Raw genomic sequence first — 22,274 nt, forward strand, 5'->3', positions numbered from 1 at the left:
TTGGCCTCCTGGTTGGCCTGTAAGACCGGCTGCGTTGGTCGGCATAGTCCGTCTGAGTGTACGCATGTTCGACATGAGGGTCTAATGAATTCAAAGAATATTGGCGCGCGGAGAAATTCGTAGTGCACCGCTGGCAACGATTGCGAACTGCATGGTACAGTGGGGCCACCCTTGACCGCCACACCAAAGGAGAGTTCCATGAGCAGCGACACCATCCTCGCACTGGCCGCGCAAGTCGGCAAAGCATTGCAAGAAAAGGGTTTGATACTCACCACCGCCGAGTCGTGTACCGGCGGCGGCGTGGCCCAGGCCATCACTGAAATCGCCGGTTCCAGCGACTGGTTCGACTGCGGCTTCGTCACCTATTCCAACGCGTCCAAGACCGAGATGCTCGACGTTTCCGCCGCGCTGATGGCGCAGATGGGCAGCGTTTCCGAGGAAGTGGCCGCCGCCATGGCCACCGGCGCGCTGGGCGCGAGCAACGCCCACATTGCGCTGTCCACCACCGGGATCGCCGGCCCCACCGGCGCCGTGCCGGGCAAGCCGGTGGGTACCGTGTGCTTCGGCTGGGCCAATGGCGACAGCGTGCATACCGAACGCCTGGTGTTCGCCGGCGACCGCAAGGCCGTGCGCGAGCAGAGCGTGATTCACGTGTTGCAGGGTTTGCTCCGCTTTATCAACTAAACCCGTGCGAAGGCAAGGAAATATTGCCTTCCAGCCATAAAACAATTACTCTCGTCGGGGCGGCGATTTTCCCGACGATTCAGGAGTGATTCAGATGCAAAACACGGTACATTTTATTCTCCAGGGCAAAGGTGGCATCGGCAAGACGCTGGTGTCCACCATTCTTGCGCAGTGGATCGCCAGCAAGGATGTGGCCGAGGGCGCGCAGCCGCTGCGCTGCTACGACACCGACCAGGAGAATGCCACCTTCAGCCGCTACAAGGCGATGGCCGTCAAGCATGTGCCGGTGATGACCGACAGCCGCAACATCGACCCCAAGCGCTTCGACGCCCTGATGATCGACATCCTCGAGCAGGAGGGCAACTGCGTGATCGACAACGGCGCCAACACTTTCTCGCCGCTGATGGGCTACCTGCTCGAAAACGACTGCTTTGCGCTGCTCGAGGAATCTGGCCGCAAGGTGTATATCCACACCATCGTCGGCGGCGGCGATACCTTGCACGACACGGCAATGGGCTTCGTCTCCACCGCCAAGGCCACCAAGGTGCCGCTGGTGCTGTGGGAAAACGAGCATTTCGGCCTGCTGCAATCGGCGGCCGGCAAGCAGTTCACCGAATCGCAAACCTACGCCGACAATTCGTCGCGCGTGCGTGGCCGCGTGGTGCTCTCGGCGCGCAATGCCGACACCTTTGGCGCCGACATCAAGAAAATGAACACGGCGCGCCTGACGGCGGCCGAAGTGCGCGAGAGCGACAAGTTCAACCTGATGGAAAAGCAGCGCATCAAGGTCGTGTTCCGCGACCTGTTCGAGCAACTCGACAAGGTGGAGTGGTAAGCGCCCATGGCCATGGATCAGCACAAGCTGCGCACCCTGGTATTTGAAAAAACCGGCGTCAAGATCGATATCGACGACCCGGTATTCGCCCTGGTGGCACTGAACGAAGCGGTGCTGGAAGACGCGGTGGAGCGCCACATCGCCGCCATCGACAGCGCCACCCGCGAACTGGTCCGCCGCGCCCGCGACGCCGGCGGCCTGGCGCCGGAACGCAGCGTCGAGCACGACGCTTCCAACGAGCTGGACCTGGCAACCAGTGCCTCCTCCGCCTCCCGCGCCGCCGCCGATCCTGCGCCCGTCCCCACGCACGCAGCGGGCACTGGAATCACCCGCCACGAATGGCGCCTGCTGGCCGCCGCCGCCGGCGTAGCCGTACTGTCGGCGCTGCTGGTGCTGGGCGGCCAGGCCGCCTTCACCAAGCCCGGCTTGACCGCAGCCCAAACCCAGTCCCTGCAAGAAGCCGAACGCCTGAAAACCGCCATCAACCAGCTCGAGCCCAAGCTGCGGGCCGAGGTGCAGGCGCAGCTTCCCAAGTAACTCCCGCCGAACTTGCCGGCGGCTCCCGACTCTAACCAGCAGATCGAGATGTTCGGTTCGACTGCGCTTGAAATCAAGCGCAGTCGTCAGGTTGTCACTTGACAACCGCCATCCAGCTATCTAGCATCGGAGCTGTCATGGCACGCAGAAGTCATCCGAAGAAAGAAGTCGAGCAAGCAATTCAATATGCTGAAGACCATGGATGGCGGGTGACAGTGGGCGGCAGCCACGCATGGGGAAAACTCTATTGCCCCCACAACGACAGCGAATGCCGTTGCGGCATCTTTTGCATCACCAGTATCTGGAGCACCCCGCGCAATACCATGAGTCACGCCAGGGATATCCGCAGGGTTGTCGATAACTGTAGTGCGAACCGAAACCAGCACAATGGAGAACAATGATGGAATACGAATTCACGCTCAGGTACCAACTCGATGCAGCCGACTGCAATCCCGACGATCTGGTTGAACGGCTGGGTACTGCCGGCTGCGATGATGCGCTGATCGGTATCGGACAACCGGGTCAACTAGGCTTCAAGTTCAGCCGAGATGCGGAATCTGCCAAACAAGCGTTGACGAGCGCACTGGAGGACATCCGCGGTGTGGTACCAACCGCGAAGCTGGTGGAAGCAGGTCCCGATTTCGTGGGACTAACCGATGTTGCGGAATTGATGGGCATGAGCAGGCAAAATCTGCGCAAGCTGATGGTCGCCAACCCGTCATCCTTCCCGGTGCCGGTACACGAAGGCAGTTCGGGGGTGTGGCACCTGGCGGATCTTCTCGTCTGGCTGCAACAGAAGGACTACGCGGTCGATACCGGCGTCGTGGAAGTATCGCAAACCACGCGCCAACTCAACGTGCTCAGGGAACTACAACACCTGCCAGCTGGTATCGAGAAAGAAATGCGCAAACTGGTGGCATGAGCGGCGGAGCTAACCCCACCTGCAACGGGGTTATTACCGCATTTTTTCGTGCTAACATATGAACACCTATTCACATGAAGAATCATGAGCTGCCAACACGACTACTCCGGCTGCGATCCTGCCATCGCCCAACTTGCCGACCTGTTCCACCTGCTGGGCGACCCGACCCGGCTGCGCATCGTGCTTGCCTGCGTGGCGGCGCCGATTGCGGTCAGCGATATCGCTGCCTCGCTTGACTTGAGCAGCTCGCTCGTCAGTCACCATTTGCGCCTGCTGCGCGCCGCGCGTATCGTCAAGTCCGAGCGCCAGGGCAAGCAGGTGTTCTATTCCGCCGCCGACGCCCATATCAGCGACGTCCTCAACGATATGCTCGAGCATATCGCCGAACCTTCCAACGGGAGCGACGCATGAGCAAGCACCACGACCACGCCGGCCACAGTAGTCACGATAACCACAACGACCACGAGCATGATCACAGTCACGAGCATGGTCACGATCAGGCCGGCCAGGGCAAACCAGCCACAGGCCACGGTGGTGGGCACGATCACGATCACGGCCACGGGAAACCAGCCGCAGGCCACAGCCATGGACACGATCACGGCCACAATCACGGCGGCGGTCATCACCACCATCACGGCGATCCCAACACCATGGGCCGCGCGTTTGCGATTGCCATCGTGCTCAACCTCGGCTTCGTGGTGGTGGAATTTTTCTATGGCTACCTGGCCAATTCCACCGCGCTGATGGCCGATGCCGGCCATAACCTGTCGGACGTGATGGGCCTGATGCTGGCGTGGGGCGCGGTGATTCTGGCCAGGCGCCAGCCCAGCGCGCGCTATACCTACGGCCTGCGCGGCACGTCGATGCTGGCGGCGCTGTTCAACGGCATGCTGCTGATGGCCGCTTGCGGCGTGATCGCTTTCGAGGCAGTGCAAAAGCTGGTGACGCCCGATCCGGTGGCCGGCCTGACGGTCTCGATCGTGGCCGGCATCGGCATCCTGATCAATGGTTTCTCGGCGTGGTTGTTCATGTCGGGCAGCAAGGACGACATCAATATCCGTGGCGCCTACCTGCACCTGGCGGCCGATGCGGCGATTTCACTGGGGGTATTGCTGGCCGGACTCGCGGTGCGTTACAGCGGCTGGAACTGGATCGACCCGGTGATCAGCATGGTGATCGTGGCCATCATCGTCTGGAGCACCTGGGGCCTGCTCACACAGTCGCTGCGCATGGTGCTGGCGGCGGTGCCCGATAACGTGGACCGCGCCGGCATCGAGCAATTCCTGCGCGACCAGGCCGGGGTGAGCGCCGTGCACGATCTGCACATCTGGGCCATGAGCACGACCGAGAACGCGCTGACCGCGCAGCTGGTGACACCAGCCGGCTATCCGGGCGATGTGACGGTGGACACCATAAGCCAGACGCTCAAGGACAAGTATGCGATTCATCACAGCACCTTGCAGGTGCGGCTCGGCGCCATGCCGCAAGAATGCTGCCTGCAAGTGCCGAGCGCAGGGAGCGCCTGACAAGCCCTCCATGGCGGCGTTGCAGCGTCTGGCAATATTCGCGTACTGGCGTACTGTCTTCGTCGCTGCGCCTTGCTCTGGAGGGTTGTCAGGCGTCCCTGGGGGAATGCCTGGTTACTTTACGTCGACCAGTTCAACGTCGAAGATCAGCGCCGAGTTCGGTGGGATGCCGCCGCCCGGTGCGGCGCGCGAGCCATAGGCCAGTTCCGACGGAATGATCAGGGTGCGCTTGCCGCCCACTTTCATGCCCACGATGCCCTGGTCCCAGCCCTTGATCACGCGGCCGGTGCCAAGCACGAAGTCCAGCGGCTCGCCGCGCGGAATCGACGAGTCGAACTGGCGGCCACGCATATTCTTTGCCAGCGGACGATACAACCAGCCCGTGTAGTGCATGTAGACGGTCGCACCGCTGGTCGCTTCGCGGCCGGTACCCACCTTGGTGTCGTTGACGATCAGCGATTCGGCAGCCGGGCCCGGCGTGGCGGAACCGACCACCACTGGCGCAGCAGGCGTGGCCGCAGCAGCCGGGGTTGCAGGTGCAGCAGGTGCAGCCGCAGCAGCTGCTTCGGCAGGAGTTTGCGCCTGGGCCGAGAAGGCCGCCAGCGCCAGCAGCGTTGCTGCAAAAACGGAACTACGCTTCATAGATTGATTCTCTCTCTGGGTGACTGGGGACGGCACGCGCACGTACCGGCGCCCGCCATGATAGCAAACCTATCCCGCGTGTCGGCTTAATTCCCGATGGTACCGTCTGCCGCTACCACCGCTGACGGCGCAGCAACTGGCTCAACGGCCGCTGGCGCGGCAGGCGCCGCCAACTGGCGCAACACGTGGCCGGCCGCCACCATGCCAAAGGTGGCGGTGACCACCATGGCCGAGCCGAAACCGGCGCAATTGAGGCCGGTGATGCCGCCGCCGGCATCCACTGCGCACGCGTCGGCCGGTTCCGGGTACTTGAGCGGCTCCATCGAAAACACCGCATCGACATGAAACTTGGTTTTCTCGCCACGCGGAAAACCGTACTCGCTGCGCAGCAGGCGCCGCACCTTCTTGAGCAGCGGCTCCTGCTCGGTGCGGGCCAGGTCGCGCACGGCGATCTGGGTGGGATCGGTCTGGCCGCCGGCGCTGCCGATGATCACCAGCGGAATCGCGTGGCGGCGGCAATGGGCGATCATGGCCGCCTTGGCCTTCACGCTGTCGATGGCGTCCACCACGTAGTCGAACTTGTCGGTACCCAGCATGGTGTCGAGATTGTCGGGCGTGACGAAATCCTCGACCTGGTGCACCACGCAAAACGGGTTGATCTGGGCAATGCGCTCGGCCAGCGCGTGGATCTTGGCCTGGCCGACGGTGCCGCTCAGCGCCTGGATCTGGCGGTTGATATTCGATTCGGCCACGTTGTCGAGGTCGATCAAGGTCAACTGGCCGATGGCGCTGCGCGCCAGCGCCTCGACGATCCACGAGCCGACGCCGCCCACGCCGACCACGCACACGTGGGCGCCGCGAAAGCGCTCGAGCGCGGGGGCGCCATACAGGCGCGCTATGCCGCCGAATCGTCGCTCGAAGTCGACTTCGTCCAGATTAAAGGTTGAATTGGTATCCATCCCGCCATTTTAGCGGACACTGCCAGAAAAATTATTCTAGAATGATTTTCTCACCCAGCCAGAGTCCTGATTCCATGAGCAACACACTGTTCGACACCGCCCCCGATTTCAACCAGCCGATCGCCGTGCTCAAGCATTGCCACGACCGCATCCGCAAGCAACTGGCCACGCTCGCCAAGCTGCCGGCCCACCTGGCCGCGCACGGCGCCGACCTTGACGCGCAAAAGGCGGCCCAGGCCGTCCTCAAGTATTTCAACAACGCCGCCCACCTGCACCACGACGACGAAGAACAGAACTTGATGCCAATGCTGCAAGCCACCGCGCGCGACGCCGACCTCGCCCTGCTCGAACAACTGGTGCCCGGCATCCTGGCCGACCACGCCGCCATGGACCAGGACTGGGCGCTGCTGCAAACCGAGCTCGAAGCGGTCGCGGCTGGTACCGGCACCGCGCTGTCGCCAGAGAACGTAAGCCGCTTCTGCGACGCCTACACCGCCCACATGGCCAAGGAAGAAGCCAATATCGCACCGATGGCCAAGCGCCTGTTCAGCGCCGAGCAGATGGCGCAACTGGGCAGCGCGATGCAGGTGCGGCGCGGCATCACCCCTGCCCTGCCCGCCAGCCAGGTGCCCGAGCAGCAACAAGTACCGGTCCACAACACGGTGGCCGACGGCGTGGTGCTGGCCGACCTGCGCCTCGATTACGGCCGCGCCAGCCTGACGGAAACCGATGTGCTGGACGACCCGATCGCCCAATTCGGCAAATGGTTCGACGAAGCCATGCATGCGAAAGTGAACGAGCCGAACGCAATGAGCGTGGCCACCGTGGACACAGAGGGCCGGCCCAGCTCGCGCATCGTGCTGATCAAGCAGTTCGACGCGCGCGGCTTTACCTGGTACACCAACTACGACAGCCAGAAGGGCCAGCAACTGGGCGCCAATCCGCACGCGGCGTTGCTGTTCTTCTGGAGCGAACTGGAGCGCCAGGTGCGCATCGAAGGCACGGTGGTGAAAACCTCGGCCGAGGAAAGCGACAGGTATTTCTACAGCCGCCCGCTGAAAAGCCAGATCAGCGCGATCGCCTCGCAACAAAGCGCACCGATTGCCAACCGCGAACAGATGGAAGTCAATTACGACGCGGTGGCAGCGGCCAGCGGCGAGCACGCAGTGCGCCCCGCGCACTGGGGCGGCTACCGCCTCGACCCGGTGCGCATTGAATTCTGGCAAGGCCGCCGCTCGCGCTTCCACGACCGCATCGTCTATGTGAAACAGGCCGACGGTAGCTGGGCAAAAGAACGCCTGCAGCCCTAGCGCCTGTTCGTGCAGGAGCGCCCCGCCAATTTGGCCGGCTTTTGCTTACTTCACCCGGTGCGCGTAAATCGCACGCAGCTTCGCCACCTTGGGCGCCACCACGAAAGCGCAATAGCTTTGCAGCGGGTGGTGGCTGAAGTAATCCTGGTGGTAAGCCTCGGCCGGGTAAAACACTGGCGCCGGCGCCAGCTCGGTGACGATCGGCGCATCCCACACATTGGCCATCTCGGCCACCACCTTGCGCGCCACCGCTTCCTGCTGCGGCGACAAGTGATACACGACCGACCGGTACTGCGTGCCGACGTCATTGCCCTGGCGGTTCGGCGTGGTGGGATCGTGGATCGTAAAAAAGATTTCGAGCAGGTCGTGGTAATCGATCACGGCCGGATCGAAGTCGATTTTGACCACTTCGGCATGGCCGGTCGCACCGGCGCACACCTGTTCGTAAGTCGGATCGGGCACCGTGCCGCCGGCATAGCCGGACACGACTTTCTCGACACCTTTGACGTCCAGAAAAACCGCTTCGGTGCACCAGAAGCATCCGCCGCCCAGTATGGCTGTTTCCATGAAAGCCTCCTGCCGTATTTGAATTCAGCAATAATGCCCAAGAATGCAGAAACACGCCGCGCGATGCAACGGGGACGCCTGTGACCGGAGTTAGCGGTTGATGTAGAGGCTTTTCATCTTCATGCCACCGCGCATTTTCTTCACGCCGGGCGCCATGTCCGCCGGGCAGGCGCCCTGAAAAGTACCGTTGAGGACGTTGTGCTGCACCTCGGTCTTGCCATTCAGCTCGAAAGAAGTGTCGGCCGTGAGCGTGTACGACTTGGCCAGATCGCCCTTGAACGAACCGGCCAGCCTGGCGTCGGGGCAGCTGGACTTGAAGCTGTAGCCGTCACCGTTCAGCTCTCTTGCCGTAGGGCTATTGCGCAGTTGCCATGCAATCTTTGGCATAATGGCTAAAAGACTCAGGCTGACCATGCACACCATTTCCCCCCGCGCCGCAGAACGACCATTCGATACCGCCCATTTCCGCCAGGCCTTGGGCCAGTTCGCCACCGGCGTCACCGTGATCACCACGCGCCTGGCTGACGGCACGTTTCGCGGCCTGACCGCCAGTTCCTTCAACTCGGTCTCGCTCGATCCGCCGCTGGTGCTGTGGAGTTTGTCCAACAACGCCAACAGCATGCCCATCTTTACCGGCAACTCGCACTACGTGATCAACGTGCTCAGCGCCAGCCAGGCCCACCTGGCCAAGCTGTTTGCCACGCGCGGCGCCGACCCGTGGGCCACTGCCGAATACGAGCTGTCGCGCACCGGCCACCCGATTTTAAAAGGTGCGTCGGCTTGGTTCGAGTGCCACAACCGCAGCCGCTATCCCGAGGGCGACCACGTAATTTTCGTCGGCGAAGTGGAGCTGTGCGAGTTCTCCCCGAGCCCACCGCTGATTTTCCACGGCGGCCAGTTCGGCAGCCTGGGGTAAAAACGGAAATTGGTGTCGCCATTAGAAAAGCCGTGCCATGGGCGGCGGCTTAGAATGCAGCAGCATTCACCATAATGAGAGACCACCATGAGCCAAGCCCGCGCCCAGTTTCACTGGGATGATCCCCTGCTGCTGGACCAGCAGTTGACCGACGAAGAGCGCATGGTGCGCGACGCCGCTGCCGCCTACTGCGGCGACAAGCTGGCCCCGCGCATCCTCGACGCCTTCCGCCACGAGAAGATGGACACGTCCATCTTCCGCGAGATGGGCGAACTGGGCCTGCTCGGCCCCACCATTCCCGAACAATACGGCGGCCCCGAACTCAATTACGTGGCCTACGGCCTGATCGCGCGCGAAGTCGAACGCATCGACTCCGGCTACCGCTCGATGATGAGCGTGCAATCGTCGCTGGTGATGGTGCCGATCCATGAATTCGGTACCGAGGCGCAGCGCCAAAAATACCTGCCCAAGCTGGCCACCGGCGAATGGATCGGCTGCTTCGGCCTCACCGAACCCAACCACGGCTCCGACCCCGGTTCGATGATCACCCGCGCCAAGAAAGTGCCGGGCGGATATGCGCTGTCGGGCGCCAAGATGTGGATCACCAACTCGCCGGTGGCCGACGTGTTCGTGGTGTGGGCCAAGGATGACGAAGGCGCAATTCGCGGCTTCATCCTCGACAAGGGTATGGCGGGCTTGAGTGCACCGGCCATCCACGGCAAGTTCGGCCTGCGCGCCTCGGTCACCGGCGAGATCGTGATGGACAATGTGTTCTGCCCGGAAGAAAACGCCTTCCCGGACGTACGCGGCCTGAAAGGCCCGTTCACCTGCCTCAATTCGGCCCGCTACGGCATCGCCTGGGGCGCGCTGGGCGCGGCCGAAGCCTGCTGGCACACGGCGCGCCAGTACGTGCTCGACCGCCAGCAATTCGGTCGTCCGCTGGCCGCCAACCAGCTGGTGCAAAAGAAGCTGGCCGACATGCAGACCGAAATCACGCTGGGCCTGCAAGGCTGCCTGCAACTGGGCCGCATGAAAGACGCCGGCACGGCGGCGGTGGAAATCACCTCGATGATGAAGCGCAACTCGTGCGGCAAGTCGCTCGACATCGCCCGCGTAGCGCGCGATATGCTCGGCGGTAACGGCATCTCGGACGAGTTCGGCATCATCCGCCACATGGTCAACCTCGAGGTGGTCAACACCTACGAAGGCACGCATGATATCCATGCGCTGATCCTGGGCCGGGCGCAGACGGGGATACAGGCCTTCCAGTAAGTATTCGGGCAGGCAAAAAAAAGCCGCGCAGTCTGCGCGGCTTTTTTCGTTTTAGAAACTCAACCCCTTGAAGTTGTAGCCAATGCTGATACTGGCCGCGACCGGGTCCAGGCGCACGTCCTGAGTCTGGCCGGTGGAGAAGTGGACCTTGGTTTTGAGCTTGGTCTTGATCACGGTGGCGTCGAGGAACCAGTTGTCGTCGATGCGCCAGGTGGCGCCGATCTGGGCGCTCACGCCGGCCTTGTCGTCGAGCTTATACGTCGCGCCAGGGCCGCCGGTGTTCAGGATCGCGGTCAGTTGTCCCGAACCCCGTTCCTTGATGAACATCGCGTAAGTCAGGCCCAGGCCCACGTAGGGGCGGAAGGTGGCGTTGGCCGGCATGAAGCGGTACTGGATGAAGGCGGTCGGCGGCAGCACCATCGAGTCGCCGAGCTTGCCGGTGCCTTCGATCGAACCGGCGCCGATCAGATCGTGCTTGTACGGCACGCCCAGGTCCAGCTCGGCCGACCAGTTATCGGTGAGCATGTAGGCAATCGCAAAGCGCGGCTTGGTGTCGGGCTCGACATCGGCCTTGGTGCCCGGCAGTGCCGGCGCCGACACGTCGCCCGAATCGACCTTCGGGGTGATCTTGTTCAGGCCCAGGGTGCCCAGCCAGGTGCCGGCCGTTTGTTGCGCCGAGGCGGCCGTGGCCACCGACATGGCGGCTGCCAGCACCAGCAGTTTGAGCGAGGTTTTATTCATTTCGTCTCCAGATTCTTGTTCGTGTTGTTCGTTGCCGGCAGACGGCCGCTTGTGCGCGGCCACCGCCGGCTACCGCCGCCTTACATCCAGCCCTTGGTCACCAGGCTGCGCGACACGTAACGCGCCAGCAGCAGGTTGTTGAACGGTGTCGGATGCACCTCGTCGGCGAACGAGTAGTGGCTGACATCGCCGGCCACCAGGTTGCTGCCGTTGCAGACGATCGCGGAGCCGATCGGGTTCTTCGCCGCGCTCAGGTCGCATGCCGGTTCGGCGACATTGGTCAGGCCATACGGTCCCGGGTTGGTGGCCTGGTCGTGGCTCACTGCGTACACGTCGACGATCACCACTTTCTGCTCGGTGGACAGGCCGGCGGTCAGCGCACCGTTGAAGGCGCCGACCATGGAGTCGATCAGGGCACGGATCTCGGCAGTACGGGAGCGACCGCTAGGCGTTGTAGCCACGTCCGGCAAGTTGTTGACGGTGACGTAGTTGGCGCCGTTGGCGATGATCTGGCTTTTTACCAGGGTGGCCAATTGGGTGCCGGCATCGCGCATTTGCGTCACCAGCGTCGGCGCGGTGGTGGTCACGAAGGCGGCGCCGGCGGCGGCGCCGTCGGCAGCGGCCTTGGTCACCATCGGGCCATATACTGCCGGGGAAACCACAGCACCGTTGCCGGGCTGCACTGCTGCAGCGCCGACCGCGCTGGTGGTAATACTGGCCTGAGTGCTGCCGGGAACCGCTGCCTGGGTGGTAGCGGCAAACAGGATGGCTGCACGCGCTGTAGTAGGGTTGGTGGCGCCTGCAGCCAGTTGCGTGGCCAGGCTGACGATATAGCCCTGGCCGCCAGCAGCGGTCGCATCGGCACTCAGCTTGGACAGCAGGAACAGTACATCGTTACCGCCAGCCATCACCAGCACCAGTTCGTCACCCTTGAACTTGCCACCGACAGCGGCCAGGTGGTTGGCGACCTGGGTCACGACTGGTACCGTCATGAAGCCGGTGGCAGCGCCGGTGGCGATATTGCCGGGACCGACAGGATTGGTCACGCGCGCGCCGCCCTGGGCGTAGCCGTAGCAGCCTGCGTTGGCTTTGCGGGGAACGTTGAAACCTGGGGTGGTGCCGTCGAGGCCGGTCAATGCGGCGCATGGCGCCGGCAAACCCAGTTGTGCGGCCACCAGTTCGGTCCAGTTACGGCCGGTCAGCGTGGCATTGATGGCGGTGTTGTCGCCATTGATGGTGAACTTGCCGCCCTTGAGGGCAGCAATGGTGCCAACGTTATACGAGCCCACATCCGACAGGCTGTCACCGAACGACACTTGCGAATTGAATTTGACACGAAGGGTTTGATCGCCCGCTTCCGGGCTGGAGCCACCGCAACCGGAAAGGATGGCGAGAGCCATTGCGGCGATGGCAAGTTTGGTGTGACGCATATTGTCTCCTGAGGATATTGTGGCCCAATAAGAACGGGCGTGCTATTCATGCACAACTAGTCTGCCAGCGTTGGGCTGGAATGTATAGCAGCGCGCACTCAATTTCTCAGGGGTTGTGTTCAAAAAAGAACAGTTGCTCGGATAGGAATTCCAGCGTTGCTTTTAATCAAAAAAGTTGGTCGCTGGAATACATAAAAACAGCAGATTATTGACTCAGGAAGCGTGCCAGGATGCCGGTCGAACCAAACACAGAACGGCGCAGGCGGTCGTTCACGCCCAGCCAGGCATCGTCTTGCGGCGGGGTTTCCACCAGGATCACATCGGCTTGCACCAGGTCCATCTCGCGCAGCGCGGCATAGATGCCGTAAGCGTAGCCCACCGGCTCGGCCGGCAGCAGGCGCATGTTGTTGCCGAGTTCGCCGCAGCCATGGCCGATCACGGCCACGCGGGCGCCCTTGGCCTGCAGTTGCGCGACCGTGTCGGCCAGCGCAGCGTGGGCCACCATGGTGACCGGCGTGCGCGGCGCGTAGTGCGATTCCAGGGTGCCGGAAGCGCGCGGTGCGGCCTGGTCGGGTGCGGCCGGCAACTGGCCGATCACGTCGGCGATCTGCTGCGCCGTGATATGGCCGGGGCGCAGCAGCACCGGGCCATGCGTGGCCAGGCGCGACAAATCGACGATGGTCGATTCGATGCCGACCTGGCTGGCGCCGCCTTCGAGAACAGTGACATGCAAGCCGGCCGAACATGCCGGCTCGCCGGTGATCGAGCCCTCTTCCACATCATCGAGGTGAAATTCATCGCACACATGTTGCGCGGTGGTGGGACTGACGTTGCCGAACTTGTTGGCCGACGGCGCGGCGACGCCACCCTTGCCGCCCTTGAAGGCGGTCAGCAGCGCAATCGCTACCGGGTGCGACGGGCAGCGGATGCCCACCGTATCCTGGCCGCCGGAAACGGCGTCCGGGATGTGGCTGGCGCGCTTGAGTATCAGTGTCAATGGACCGGGCCAGAAGGCAGCGACCAGCTGGCGCGCGGCATCGGGAATCTCGGTGACCCAGTAATCGAGGTCGGCGCCGGGCGCCACGTGGACGATCACCGGGTGGTCGTTGGGACGGCCCTTGGCTTCATAGATGCGGGCCACCGCTGCCGGGTTTTCGGCATCGGCGCCCAGGCCATAGACGGTCTCGGTGGGAAATGCCACCAGGCCGCCTGCTTCCAGCACGCGTGCGCCGGCCGCGATGGCGGCTGCGTCGGCAACGGTATTGACCACACTCACGGCGCGATACCGAGGATGTCGCAGGCCGCCAGCAACTGCTGTTGCGCCTGCTCCAGGGTAGCGGCCACGAAGGTCAAATGGCCCATCTTGCGCGCACGGCGCGGGTCGTCCTTGCCATACAGGTGCAGGCAGGCGCCGGGCAGCGCCAGCACCTGGTCCCAGGCCGGCTCGCGCACATCATCGCTCTCGCCTTCAAACCAGACATCGCCGAGGATGTTGAGCATGACGGCCGGCGAATGCTGGCGCACGTCGCCGAGCGGCAAACGGGCCATGGCGCGTACCTGCTGCGCGAACTGGCTGGTGATGCAGGCGTCCATCGTGTAGTGGCCGCTGTTGTGCGGACGCGGCGCCATTTCGTTGACCACCAGCGAACCATCGGTGAGCACGAAAAACTCGATGCACAGCACACCGACGTAACCGAGTTCAGCCACGATCGCTTGCGCCGCCTGCTGCGCCTTGACGGCACTCTCGGCCGAGACGTTCGGCCCCGGCACCGTGGTGGTAAACAGGATGCCGTCGCGGTGAACGTTTTCAGCGATCGGATACACGACCGATTCACCGTCGTGGCCGCGCGCGGTCAGCACCGAGACTTCGTACGCCAGCGGCAGCATTTTTTCCAGCAAGCAGGTCACCTGCCCCATCTCGGCAAACGCGGCGCGCACGTCGTCGCGCGATGTCACGCGCACCTGCCCCTTGCCGTCGTAACCCATGCGCACGGTTTTCAGGATGCCGGGCAGCAGGTCGTCGGCAATCGCTGCGATGTCTTGCTCGCTGGCGATCACCTTGTGCGGCGCCGGCAATACGCCCGATTTTTCCGCGCAATCGACAAAGAAACGTTTTTCGGCGATGCGGTCCTGCGCCACCGAGACGCCGTGGGCGTTGGGTGCCACAAACACCGACTGTGCCAGGCGCGACAGGCTGTCGGCCGGCACGTTCTCGAATTCGGTGGTGACGGCCAGGCATTGTGCAGCCAGCGCGTCGAGACCGGCGGTGTCGCTATAGCCGGCATTGACCAGGCGCTGGGACACCTGCCCTGCCGGGCAGGTGTCGGACGGTTCCAGCACGGCCACCTGGTAGCCCATGCTCTGGGCGGCGTGGGCGAACATGCGGCCGAGCTGGCCGCCGCCCATCACCCCCAGCCAGGCTGGCGGGTTGGCGGCGGGCAGCAGAGGGTTAAACTTGGTATCGCTCATAAGTCTCTTACAACGGCAGGGTCATGGCCTTGGCGGCTTCGGTTTGCGTGACGCGGAACGCTTCGAGCTGGTCGGCCAGCGCGTCGTCGGTGGCGGCAATCATGGCCACTGCCGTCAGCGCTGCGTTGGCAGCGCCCGCTTCGCCAATGGCAAAGGTCGATACCGGCACGCCTTTTGGCATTTGCACGATCGACAGCAGCGAATCTTCGCCGCGCAAATATTTCGACGGCACCGGCACGCCCAGCACCGGCACGATGGTCATGGCAGCGACCATGCCCGGCAAGTGGGCGGCACCGCCGGCGCCGGCGATGATGGCGCGCAGGCCACGCGCGCGCGCACTTTTCGCGTACGCATACATCTCGTCGGGCATGCGGTGGGCGGAAATGACTTGCGCCTCGAACGGCACGCCAAACTGTTTGAGAACGGCAACCGCGTTTTGCATCACGTCCCAGTCCGAGGACGAGCCCATGATGACGCCAACCAATGGCTTAGCTTGGTCGGTCATCTTATGCCTTCAGCTTGTCGCCGGTCAGGCGCTCGATGGCTTCGAAATACTTGGCCTGGGTTTTCTCGATGACGTCGGCCGGCAGTGCCGGTGCCGGCGCGGTCTTGCCCCAGTCGGTCAGCGTTTCCAGGTAGTCGCGCACGAACTGCTTGTCGAACGACGGTGGCGAGATGCCCACGGCGTACGAATCTGCCGGCCAGAAGCGCGACGAATCGGCGGTCAGCACTTCGTCCATCAGGTGCATCACACCGTCGTCATCGAGGCCGAATTCGAACTTGGTGTCGGCAATGATGATGCCGCGCGTGGCGGCGTACTCGGCTGCTGCCGTGTACAGCTTGATGCTGACATCGCGCATTTTGGCAGCCAGTTCGGCGCCGATGCGGCTTTCCATGTCGGCAAAGCTGATGTTTTCGTCGTGCTCGCCCAGGTCGGCCTTGGCGGCCGGGGTGAACAGCGGCTCGGGCAGCTTCTCGGCCTGTTGCAGGCCTTCCGGCAACGTAATGCCGCAGATCGCGCCAGTCGCCTGGTAATCTTTCCAGCCCGAACCGATGATGTAGCCGCGTACGACGGCTTCGACCATGATCGGTTTCAGGCGTTTCGCCACGACCGCGCGGCCCTTCACCTGCACCACTTCGTCGGCGGACACCACGGACTCCGGCGCAACGCCGGTCAGGTGGTTCGGCACGATGTGGCCCAGCTTCTCGAACCAGAAATCGCTCATCTGGTTCAGTACCATGCCCTTGCCGGGAATCGGTTCATTCATGACCACGTCGAAAGCCGACAGGCGGTCGGTGGTGACGATCAGGATCTTGTCGTCGCCGACAGCGTAGTTGTCGCGGACTTTGCCGTGACCGAGCAGTGGCAGGGAGGAGATGGAGGACTGGTAGAGGGCGTTCATAGCTAGCACTTAGTGTTATTAAAAGCGAAACCGGCGGAAAGCAACGCTCTCCGCCGGTCGAGAACTCACGGGTCAGTGGCCCCGTTGCAGACAGGATTTTACTTCACAATTTGCGACAGCTCGCCGGCCTTGTAACGCTCGGCCATTTTTTCCAGCGACACTTGCTTGATTTTCGATGCCTGGCCGGCGCAGCCGAACGCTTCGAAACGGGCGCGCACGACTTGCTCGGCAGCCAGGCGGGCCGGCTTCAGGTAGTCGCGTGGATCGAACTTCGACGGGTTCTGGAACATGAACTGGCGGATCGCGGCAGTCATGGCCAGGCGGATGTCGGTGTCGATGTTGATCTTGCGCACGCCGTGACGGATGCCTTCCTGGATCTCTTCGACCGGCACGCCGTAGGTCTCTTTCATGTCGCCGCCGAATTCGCGGATGATGGCCAGCAGCTCTTGCGGCACCGACGACGAACCGTGCATCACCAGGTGGGTGTTGGGGATGCGCGCGTGGATTTCCTTGATGCGGTCGATCGCCAGGATGTCGCCGGTAGGCTTGCGGGTGAACTTGTAGGCGCCGTGCGAGGTACCGATAGCGATGGCCAGCGCGTCGCACTGGGTTTGCTTGACGAAGTCGGCAGCCTGGTCGACGTCGGTCAGCAGCTGTTCGCGGGTCATGGTGCCGTCGGCGCCGTGGCCGTCTTCCTTGTCGCCCTTCATGGTTTCCAGCGAACCCAGAACACCGAGTTCCGCTTCGACGGTCACACCGATCGAGTGCGAGAATTTCACCACTTCGCGCGAGACAGCGACGTTGTATTCATACGACGCTACCGATTTGCCGTCGGCTTCGAGCGAACCGTCCATCATCACCGACGAGAAGCCGGAGCGGATGGCGGCCATGCAGATTGCCGGCGACTGGCCGTGATCCTGGTGCATCACGACCGGGATGTGCGGGTAGGCTTCGATGGCGGCGTCGATCAGGTGACGCAGGAACGCTTCGCCGGCATATTTGCGGGCGCCGGCGGACGCTTGCATGATCACCGGGCTGTCGAGCGCATCGGCAGCAGCCATGATGGCTTGCACTTGTTCCAGATTGTTGACGTTAAAAGCAGGAATGCCGTAACCATTTTCAGCAGCATGGTCCAGCAGTTGACGCATCGATACGAGGGACATGGTATGTACTCCAAACAATTAAAAAAAAAACCTTGCCGGAGCAGCACCACGCCCGCTCGCGCGGGCATGGTCTCCGGGCTTACTTATTAACGACCTGACCGACCTTGACGATCCGAAGCGCATTGGTGCCACCGGCGTAACCCATGCGGGAACCCCAGGTGACCACGATGATGTCGTCTTTCTTGACGATGCCGCGCGCCACCAGCAACTCTTCGGCCTGGCGCATCACGGTGGCGCTGTCGCCGGCTTGCGCCAGGTTGAACGCCTTCACGTTGCGGTACAGCGAAGCCTTGCGCTCGGTCACCACGCTCGGCGTCAGCGCGTAGATCGGCGTGTCGATGTTATGACGGCTCATCCACAGCGCGGTGGAGCCGGACTCGGTCAGCGCCACGATTGCTTTGACTTCCAGGTGATGCGAGGTAAACAGCGCCGCGTACGCGATCGACTGGTCGATACGGGTAAACGTGGCGTTGAGGAAGTCGGCGTCGAGCTTGTTGTACTCGGACAGCTCGGCTTCCACGCAAATGGCCGCCATCATTTCCACGGTTTCGATCGGGTAGCGGCCCGAGGCCGTTTCCGCCGAGGTCATCACCGCATCGGTGCCGTCCAGCACCGCGTTGGCCACGTCCGATACTTCGGCGCGGGTAGGCACGGCGTTGAAAATCATCGATTCCATCATTTGCGTGGCGGTAATGGCCAGCTTGTTCGATTCGCGCGCCATGCGGATCATGCGCTTTTGCAGCGCCGGCACTGCGGCATTGCCCACTTCCACTGCCAGGTCGCCGCGGGCGACCATGATGCCGTCGGACGCGTCGAGAATTTCTTGCAGCACGGGAATGGCTTCCGCGCGCTCGATCTTGGCGATCATCATCGGCTTGTGGCCGTACGGCTCGCCGGCGATGTTGGCCAGCTGGCGCGCCATTTCCATGTCGGTCGCGCTTTTCGGGAACGAGATGGCCAGGTAGTCGCACTGGAAGCTCATCGCGGTCTTGATGTCTTCCATGTCCTTGGCGGTCAGCGCCGGCGCGGTCAGGCCGCCACCCTGGCGGTTGATGCCCTTGTTGTTGGACAGCTCGCCACCGATCTTGACGGTGGTGTAGATCTCGCTGCCGATCACTTTATCGACCACCAGCACGATCAGGCCGTCGTTGAGCAGCAGCTTGTCGTCGGGACGCACGTCCTGCGGCAGCGCCTTGTAATCGAGGCCCACGCGTTCCTGGTTGCCCAGTTCGCCGTTCTCGCCCCACCTGGCGTCCAGGATGAACTTGTCGCCGTTGACCAGTTCGATCTTGCTGTTCTCAAATTTGCCGACACGAATCTTCGGTCCCTGCATGTCCGCCATGATCGCCACTTCGCGGCCGCACTCGGCAGCGGCTTCGCGCACCAGGCGCGCGCGGTCGATGTGATCCTGCGCCTTGCCGTGCGAGAAGTTCAGGCGCACGACATCGACGCCGGCACGGATCATTTTGACCAGGACGTTGAAATCAGTAGAAGCTGGGCCGATCGTGGCGACAATTTTGGTGCTACGGGACATAGTATTCCTTGAGCGTAAGGTCATGCGGACAGCTTCCGCGCCAGGCGGAAACCAGGGAAAGTGCTGCCGTACCGGATGTCAAAGTCACCATCAATGTAGCCAAACTACAAAAGTTTGTAGCAATCTTACAAAAACAGTTGACTTGGACGGGCATTACAGCAATTTTACTGGCAATTCACTACACCGCACGACCGTGCTATTTACTAATCTTGGACCAAAAACATTATTGCGCTGCAGCGCGCTGCGTCAGGATTTCCACCGCAGGCAGGGTCTTCCCTTCCAGGAATTCCAGGAACGCGCCACCACCGGTGGAGATGTAACCGATCTTGTCGGTGATGTCGTACTTGGCGATTGCCGCCAAGGTGTCACCACCACCGGCGATCGAAAACGCTTTCGAGGCAGCGATGGCCAGCGCCAGCGTCTTGGTGCCTTCGCCAAACTGGTCGAACTCGAACACGCCCACCGGGCCGTTCCAGACGATGGTGCCGGCAGCGGCGATTTGCTCGGCCAGCAGGGCCGAGGTTTTCGGGCCGATGTCGAGGATCATGTCGTCGTCGGCAACGTCGGCCACGTCCTTGACGGTGGCCGCTGCCGTCGGCGAGAATTCCTTGGCGCAGACCACGTCCACCGGAATCGGCACGGTGGCGCCGCGCTTGGCCATGATCTCGATGATGGCCTTGGCTTCTTCCACCAGCTCGTTTTCCACCAGCGACTTGCCGATGTTCAGGCCAGTAGCCTTCATGAAGGTGTTGGCGATACCGCCGCCCACGATCAGGTTGTCCACCTTGTCGGCCAGGGCTTTCAGGATCGACAGCTTGGACGATACTTTCGAACCGGCGACAATCGCCAGCAGCGGACGGGCCGGGGCGCCCAGCGCCTTGCCCAGTGCGTCGAGTTCGGCGGCCAGCAGCGGACCGGCGGCAGCCACCGGCGCGAACTTGGCGATGCCATGGGTGGAAGCCTCGGCTCGGTGCGCAGTGCCGAACGCGTCGTTCACGTAGATGTCGCACAGGCTGGCCATTTTCTGGGCCAGTTCATCGGCGTTTTTCTTTTCGCCCTTGTTCACACGGACATTTTCCAGCAGCACCACCTGGCCCGCTTGCAGGCCTTCCAGGCCGGCGCCGTCCACCCAGTTCTGCTTCAGTTCGACCGGCTGGCCCAGCAATTCGGACAGGCGCGCGGCAACCGGCGCCAGGCTGTCTTCAGGCTTGAACTCGCCTTCGGTCGGACGGCCGAGGTGGGACGTGACCATGACTTTGGCGCCAGCGGCAGTGGCGGCACGAATGGCCGGTACGGAAGCGCGGATACGCGTATCTTCGGTGATATTGCCCGCATCATCCTGCGGCACGTTCAAGTCGGCGCGGATGAACACACGCTTGCCCTGCAGGGCATTTTGGTCGATAAGATCTTGCAGACGGATGAAGTTCAAGACAGCGGACATGGCGACCCATTGGTTGAGTGATAAGAAGGCGCTATTCTACCGCAAGGCCAGCGTGATTTAATTGTTATTGAAATACACGAATCAGCCCAGCCAAACACGTAATGCCGTGAAGCAAGCCATACCGAATATAATGGTTTCCAGCATATTGCGGCGCAGCAAATAATAGGCTGTTGCCGCGATTCCTGACAATAATTTGATATTGCTCAAGTCCAACACGACCGCTCCGGCGGGCGACAACATCAGGTCGGGACCGATAATTGCCGCCAGCGCGCAGGCAGGTGCGTAGCGCAAGATGTCCTGCACCCGCTTCGGGATGTTGATATGGTGGCCGATCAGCCACAAGGAACTGCGCGCGGTGGCGGTAGCCAGCACCAGCGCGCCGATCACGATCCAGATCTCCAGGTCAGACATGGCGGCCCCGCAGATTCGTCAGGCAACTTTCCACCAGCATGGCGGCCAGCATGCCCACCACCACCGCCACCAGCAAACCGAGTTTATATGGCAAGCCGAACGCGGCCACCGCCACCGCGCCGGCCACCAGCACGCCGCACAGCGCCGGCACGCCCGCCACCAGCGGGATCATCACGCACACGATGGCCAGGGTGCCGGCAAAACCGAGGCCCCACTCGGGTGGCACGGTACTGCCGACGAAGATGCCGATGATGGAACCGACCTGCCATGCCGACCAGTTCGGATAGATCAGGCCTTTTAAATAGGACAGCTTGCCCGCCTGGGGCGCGGCGTCCGGGTATTTTTGCAGGAACAAGGCGACGGCCAGGTCACCCGACACATAGCCGAGCATCAGACGCTGGCGCCATGGCAGGTGGGCAAAGTGTGGCGCCAGCAAGGCGGCAAAGATCACGAACCGCAGGTTGACCACCACGGCGGTCAGAAAAATCACCGAGATCGGCGCGCCGGTGGCAATCAGCGGCAGCGCCGCCAGTTGCGCCGAGCCGGCAAACACCAGCAAGGTCATCGCCAGCGCCTGCGGCACCGACAAGCCAGATTTGACCATGGCCACGCCCACCACCAGGCCCCAGGCAGCGATGCCGAACAAGGTGGGCATGCCGGTGCGCACGGCTTCGCGCCAGGCTTGCGGGTGGTGCCGGTCCAGGGTGTTCAAGGTAGGGTTGGTCATGAGGGAGGTGTGGCATTCCTGCCACATGGCACGGCGCACCGGGAATGAAGAGGCGCTATTTTACCGATGATTTTTGCTCAATGCGCGAATCCGTTAAAATCGTGGTTTTCCCTAGCCTTCGGAGCCCGAATAACATGACCGCCAACACCACCAACGCAGCCGCCGCAGTTGAACTCGACGGCAAGGACTTGCCGGCGCACTGCCCCAATCCGGCTATGCCGCTGTGGTCGTCGCACCCGCGCGTGTTCCTTGAATTCGACCACCACGGCACCGCCAAGTGCCCGTACTGCGGCACTGCCTACCGCCTCAAGCCCGGCACCGTCGTCGGCCACCACTAATCCCCGGACGCAGCCGCATGCCAACCAAACGTGTCAAACAGCTCAACGGCAGCGCTGCCGAAACCGAGACCGCGTTCTACGACGCCCTCAACCGGGCCGACGTCGATGCGCTGATGGCCCTGTGGGCCGATGACGACGAGATCGTCTGTATCCACCCTGGCGGCCAGCGCCTGATCGGCCACGCCGCCATCCGCACCTCGTGGGAAGCGATCCTGGCCCAGGGCGGTCTGCACATTTTGCCGTCGCAGCTGCACGAAACCCATACCTTGATGAGCTCGGTGCACACGGTGGTCGAAGGCACCACCGCCGCCAGCGGCGAGCCGGCCCACCTGCTGGCCACCAACGTGTACAGCAAAACCCCGCGCGGCTGGCGCATCGTGCTGCACCACGTGTCGATCGCGCCCGGCGCAGCGCCGGTCGATCCGCAGGCGCAAATCCTGCACTGAT

The 22,274-nt window shown here is 62.7% G+C and carries 27 protein-coding genes; 12 read left to right on the forward strand and 15 right to left on the reverse strand.

Annotated features, from left to right (window positions below):
• Window positions 1–198: 198 nt before the first annotated feature.
• The 7 genes from ASF04_RS02915 (at window position 199) to ASF04_RS02940 (ending at window position 4,504) form a co-directional block, all read left to right on the forward strand.
• Window positions 199–684, forward strand: coding sequence for a CinA family protein (locus ASF04_RS02915; protein ID WP_056137961.1), 486 nt, complete (start codon window positions 199–201; stop codon window positions 682–684).
• A 94-nt stretch (window positions 685–778) separates the two neighbouring features.
• The gene (locus tag ASF04_RS02920) at window positions 779–1,519 is read left to right on the forward strand and encodes a hypothetical protein (protein WP_056137963.1); all 741 of its coding nucleotides are present in this window, start codon (window positions 779–781) and stop codon (window positions 1,517–1,519) included.
• 6 nt (window positions 1,520–1,525) lie between these two features.
• Window positions 1,526–2,056: a hypothetical protein gene (locus tag ASF04_RS02925; protein WP_082488510.1), complete on the forward strand. Its 531-nt coding sequence runs from the start codon at window positions 1,526–1,528 to the stop codon at window positions 2,054–2,056.
• 137 nt (window positions 2,057–2,193) lie between these two features.
• Window positions 2,194–2,457: a hypothetical protein gene (locus ASF04_RS28000; protein ID WP_082488541.1), complete on the forward strand. Its 264-nt coding sequence runs from the start codon at window positions 2,194–2,196 to the stop codon at window positions 2,455–2,457.
• Window positions 2,457–2,978 (forward strand): AlpA family transcriptional regulator, encoded by a 522-nt coding sequence (locus ASF04_RS02930; protein WP_056137964.1) that lies wholly within the window; start codon window positions 2,457–2,459, stop codon window positions 2,976–2,978. The genes ASF04_RS28000 and ASF04_RS02930 overlap by 1 nt, the downstream gene beginning before the upstream one ends.
• 84 nt (window positions 2,979–3,062) lie before the next feature.
• A complete protein-coding gene (locus ASF04_RS02935; RefSeq protein ID WP_056137966.1) occupies window positions 3,063–3,389 on the forward strand; it encodes a helix-turn-helix transcriptional regulator in 327 nt (108 codons plus the stop codon).
• A complete protein-coding gene (locus ASF04_RS02940; protein ID WP_056137968.1) occupies window positions 3,386–4,504 on the forward strand; it encodes a cation diffusion facilitator family transporter in 1,119 nt (372 codons plus the stop codon). The genes ASF04_RS02935 and ASF04_RS02940 overlap by 4 nt, the downstream gene beginning before the upstream one ends.
• Before the next feature lie 114 nt (window positions 4,505–4,618).
• Here the strand turns inward: ASF04_RS02940 and ASF04_RS02945 are convergent, their stop codons facing one another.
• Together ASF04_RS02945 and tcdA are read right to left on the reverse strand one after the other, a co-directional pair.
• A complete protein-coding gene (locus tag ASF04_RS02945; protein ID WP_056137970.1) occupies window positions 4,619–5,146 on the reverse strand; it encodes an FKBP-type peptidyl-prolyl cis-trans isomerase in 528 nt (175 codons plus the stop codon).
• 86 nt (window positions 5,147–5,232) lie between these two features.
• Window positions 5,233–6,105, reverse strand: coding sequence for a tRNA cyclic N6-threonylcarbamoyladenosine(37) synthase TcdA (tcdA, locus tag ASF04_RS02950; protein ID WP_056137972.1), 873 nt, complete (start codon window positions 6,103–6,105; stop codon window positions 5,233–5,235).
• Window positions 6,106–6,179: 74 nt separating this feature from the next.
• Here tcdA and pdxH point away from each other — a divergent pair, with 74 nt between their 5' ends.
• Window positions 6,180–7,415 (forward strand): pyridoxamine 5'-phosphate oxidase, encoded by a 1,236-nt coding sequence (pdxH, locus tag ASF04_RS02955; RefSeq protein WP_056137973.1) that lies wholly within the window; start codon window positions 6,180–6,182, stop codon window positions 7,413–7,415.
• Window positions 7,416–7,460: 45 nt separating this feature from the next.
• On the opposite strand, the gene msrA is transcribed toward pdxH, so the two are convergent.
• Both msrA and ASF04_RS02965 read right to left on the reverse strand, forming a co-directional pair.
• The gene (gene msrA / locus ASF04_RS02960) at window positions 7,461–7,982 is read right to left on the reverse strand and encodes a peptide-methionine (S)-S-oxide reductase MsrA (protein ID WP_056137975.1); all 522 of its coding nucleotides are present in this window, start codon (window positions 7,980–7,982) and stop codon (window positions 7,461–7,463) included.
• Between the two features lie 90 nt (window positions 7,983–8,072).
• Window positions 8,073–8,369, reverse strand: a complete 297-nt coding sequence (locus tag ASF04_RS02965) for a hypothetical protein (RefSeq protein WP_200931057.1) — start codon at window positions 8,367–8,369, stop codon at window positions 8,073–8,075.
• Window positions 8,370–8,394: 25 nt separating this feature from the next.
• On the opposite strand from ASF04_RS02965, the gene ASF04_RS02970 reads away from it, so the two are divergent.
• Together ASF04_RS02970 and ASF04_RS02975 are read left to right on the forward strand one after the other, a co-directional pair.
• Window positions 8,395–8,898: a flavin reductase family protein gene (locus ASF04_RS02970; protein WP_019923811.1), complete on the forward strand. Its 504-nt coding sequence runs from the start codon at window positions 8,395–8,397 to the stop codon at window positions 8,896–8,898.
• A gap of 87 nt (window positions 8,899–8,985) precedes the next feature.
• Entirely contained in the window at window positions 8,986–10,170 is a 1,185-nt protein-coding gene (locus tag ASF04_RS02975; RefSeq protein ID WP_056137977.1) for an acyl-CoA dehydrogenase, read from the forward strand.
• Between the two features lie 51 nt (window positions 10,171–10,221).
• Here ASF04_RS02975 and ASF04_RS02980 read toward each other — a convergent pair whose 3' ends face one another.
• From ASF04_RS02980 to ASF04_RS03030, 11 genes are all read right to left on the reverse strand, one after another.
• Complete coding sequence (locus tag ASF04_RS02980) at window positions 10,222–10,911, reverse strand: OmpW family protein (RefSeq protein ID WP_056137979.1); 690 nt, start codon at window positions 10,909–10,911, stop codon at window positions 10,222–10,224.
• Window positions 10,912–10,991: 80 nt separating this feature from the next.
• Entirely contained in the window at window positions 10,992–12,341 is a 1,350-nt protein-coding gene (locus tag ASF04_RS02985; protein WP_056137980.1) for an SGNH/GDSL hydrolase family protein, read from the reverse strand.
• Between the two features lie 205 nt (window positions 12,342–12,546).
• A complete protein-coding gene (locus ASF04_RS02990) occupies window positions 12,547–13,617 on the reverse strand; it encodes an L-threonylcarbamoyladenylate synthase (protein ID WP_056137983.1) in 1,071 nt (356 codons plus the stop codon).
• Window positions 13,614–14,810, reverse strand: coding sequence for a 5-(carboxyamino)imidazole ribonucleotide synthase (locus ASF04_RS02995; RefSeq protein WP_056137985.1), 1,197 nt, complete (start codon window positions 14,808–14,810; stop codon window positions 13,614–13,616). The genes ASF04_RS02990 and ASF04_RS02995 overlap by 4 nt, the downstream gene beginning before the upstream one ends.
• A 7-nt stretch (window positions 14,811–14,817) precedes the next feature.
• On the reverse strand, window positions 14,818–15,315 hold the full coding sequence (gene purE / locus ASF04_RS03000) for a 5-(carboxyamino)imidazole ribonucleotide mutase (RefSeq protein WP_056137987.1): 498 nt from the start codon (window positions 15,313–15,315) through the stop codon (window positions 14,818–14,820).
• A gap of 1 nt (window position 15,316) precedes the next feature.
• Entirely contained in the window at window positions 15,317–16,213 is an 897-nt protein-coding gene (locus tag ASF04_RS03005) for a phosphoribosylaminoimidazolesuccinocarboxamide synthase (RefSeq protein WP_056137989.1), read from the reverse strand.
• Between the two features lie 98 nt (window positions 16,214–16,311).
• Entirely contained in the window at window positions 16,312–17,376 is a 1,065-nt protein-coding gene (fba, locus tag ASF04_RS03010) for a class II fructose-bisphosphate aldolase (RefSeq protein WP_056137991.1), read from the reverse strand.
• 79 nt (window positions 17,377–17,455) lie between these two features.
• The gene (pyk, locus tag ASF04_RS03015; protein ID WP_056137993.1) at window positions 17,456–18,910 is read right to left on the reverse strand and encodes a pyruvate kinase; all 1,455 of its coding nucleotides are present in this window, start codon (window positions 18,908–18,910) and stop codon (window positions 17,456–17,458) included.
• Window positions 18,911–19,133: 223 nt separating this feature from the next.
• Complete coding sequence (locus ASF04_RS03020) at window positions 19,134–20,351, reverse strand: phosphoglycerate kinase (RefSeq protein ID WP_082488512.1); 1,218 nt, start codon at window positions 20,349–20,351, stop codon at window positions 19,134–19,136.
• An 81-nt stretch (window positions 20,352–20,432) separates the two neighbouring features.
• Complete coding sequence (locus ASF04_RS03025; RefSeq protein ID WP_056137995.1) at window positions 20,433–20,762, reverse strand: AzlD domain-containing protein; 330 nt, start codon at window positions 20,760–20,762, stop codon at window positions 20,433–20,435.
• Window positions 20,755–21,489: an AzlC family ABC transporter permease gene (locus ASF04_RS03030; protein WP_056137997.1), complete on the reverse strand. Its 735-nt coding sequence runs from the start codon at window positions 21,487–21,489 to the stop codon at window positions 20,755–20,757. The genes ASF04_RS03025 and ASF04_RS03030 overlap by 8 nt, the downstream gene beginning before the upstream one ends.
• Window positions 21,490–21,623: 134 nt before the next feature.
• On the opposite strand from ASF04_RS03030, the gene ASF04_RS03035 reads away from it, so the two are divergent.
• Together ASF04_RS03035 and ASF04_RS03040 are read left to right on the forward strand one after the other, a co-directional pair.
• On the forward strand, window positions 21,624–21,827 hold the full coding sequence (locus ASF04_RS03035; RefSeq protein WP_019923798.1) for a zinc-finger domain-containing protein: 204 nt from the start codon (window positions 21,624–21,626) through the stop codon (window positions 21,825–21,827).
• 17 nt (window positions 21,828–21,844) lie between these two features.
• Window positions 21,845–22,273 carry a nuclear transport factor 2 family protein gene (locus ASF04_RS03040; RefSeq protein ID WP_019923797.1) on the forward strand — a complete coding sequence of 143 codons (429 nt, stop codon included), beginning with the start codon at window positions 21,845–21,847 and terminating at the stop codon, window positions 22,271–22,273.
• Window position 22,274: the final 1 nt, after the last annotated feature.

The sequence above is a fragment of the Duganella sp. Leaf61 genome (genome assembly GCF_001421905.1).
Taxonomy (GTDB): Bacteria; Pseudomonadota; Gammaproteobacteria; order Burkholderiales; family Burkholderiaceae_D; genus Rugamonas; species Rugamonas zoogloeoides.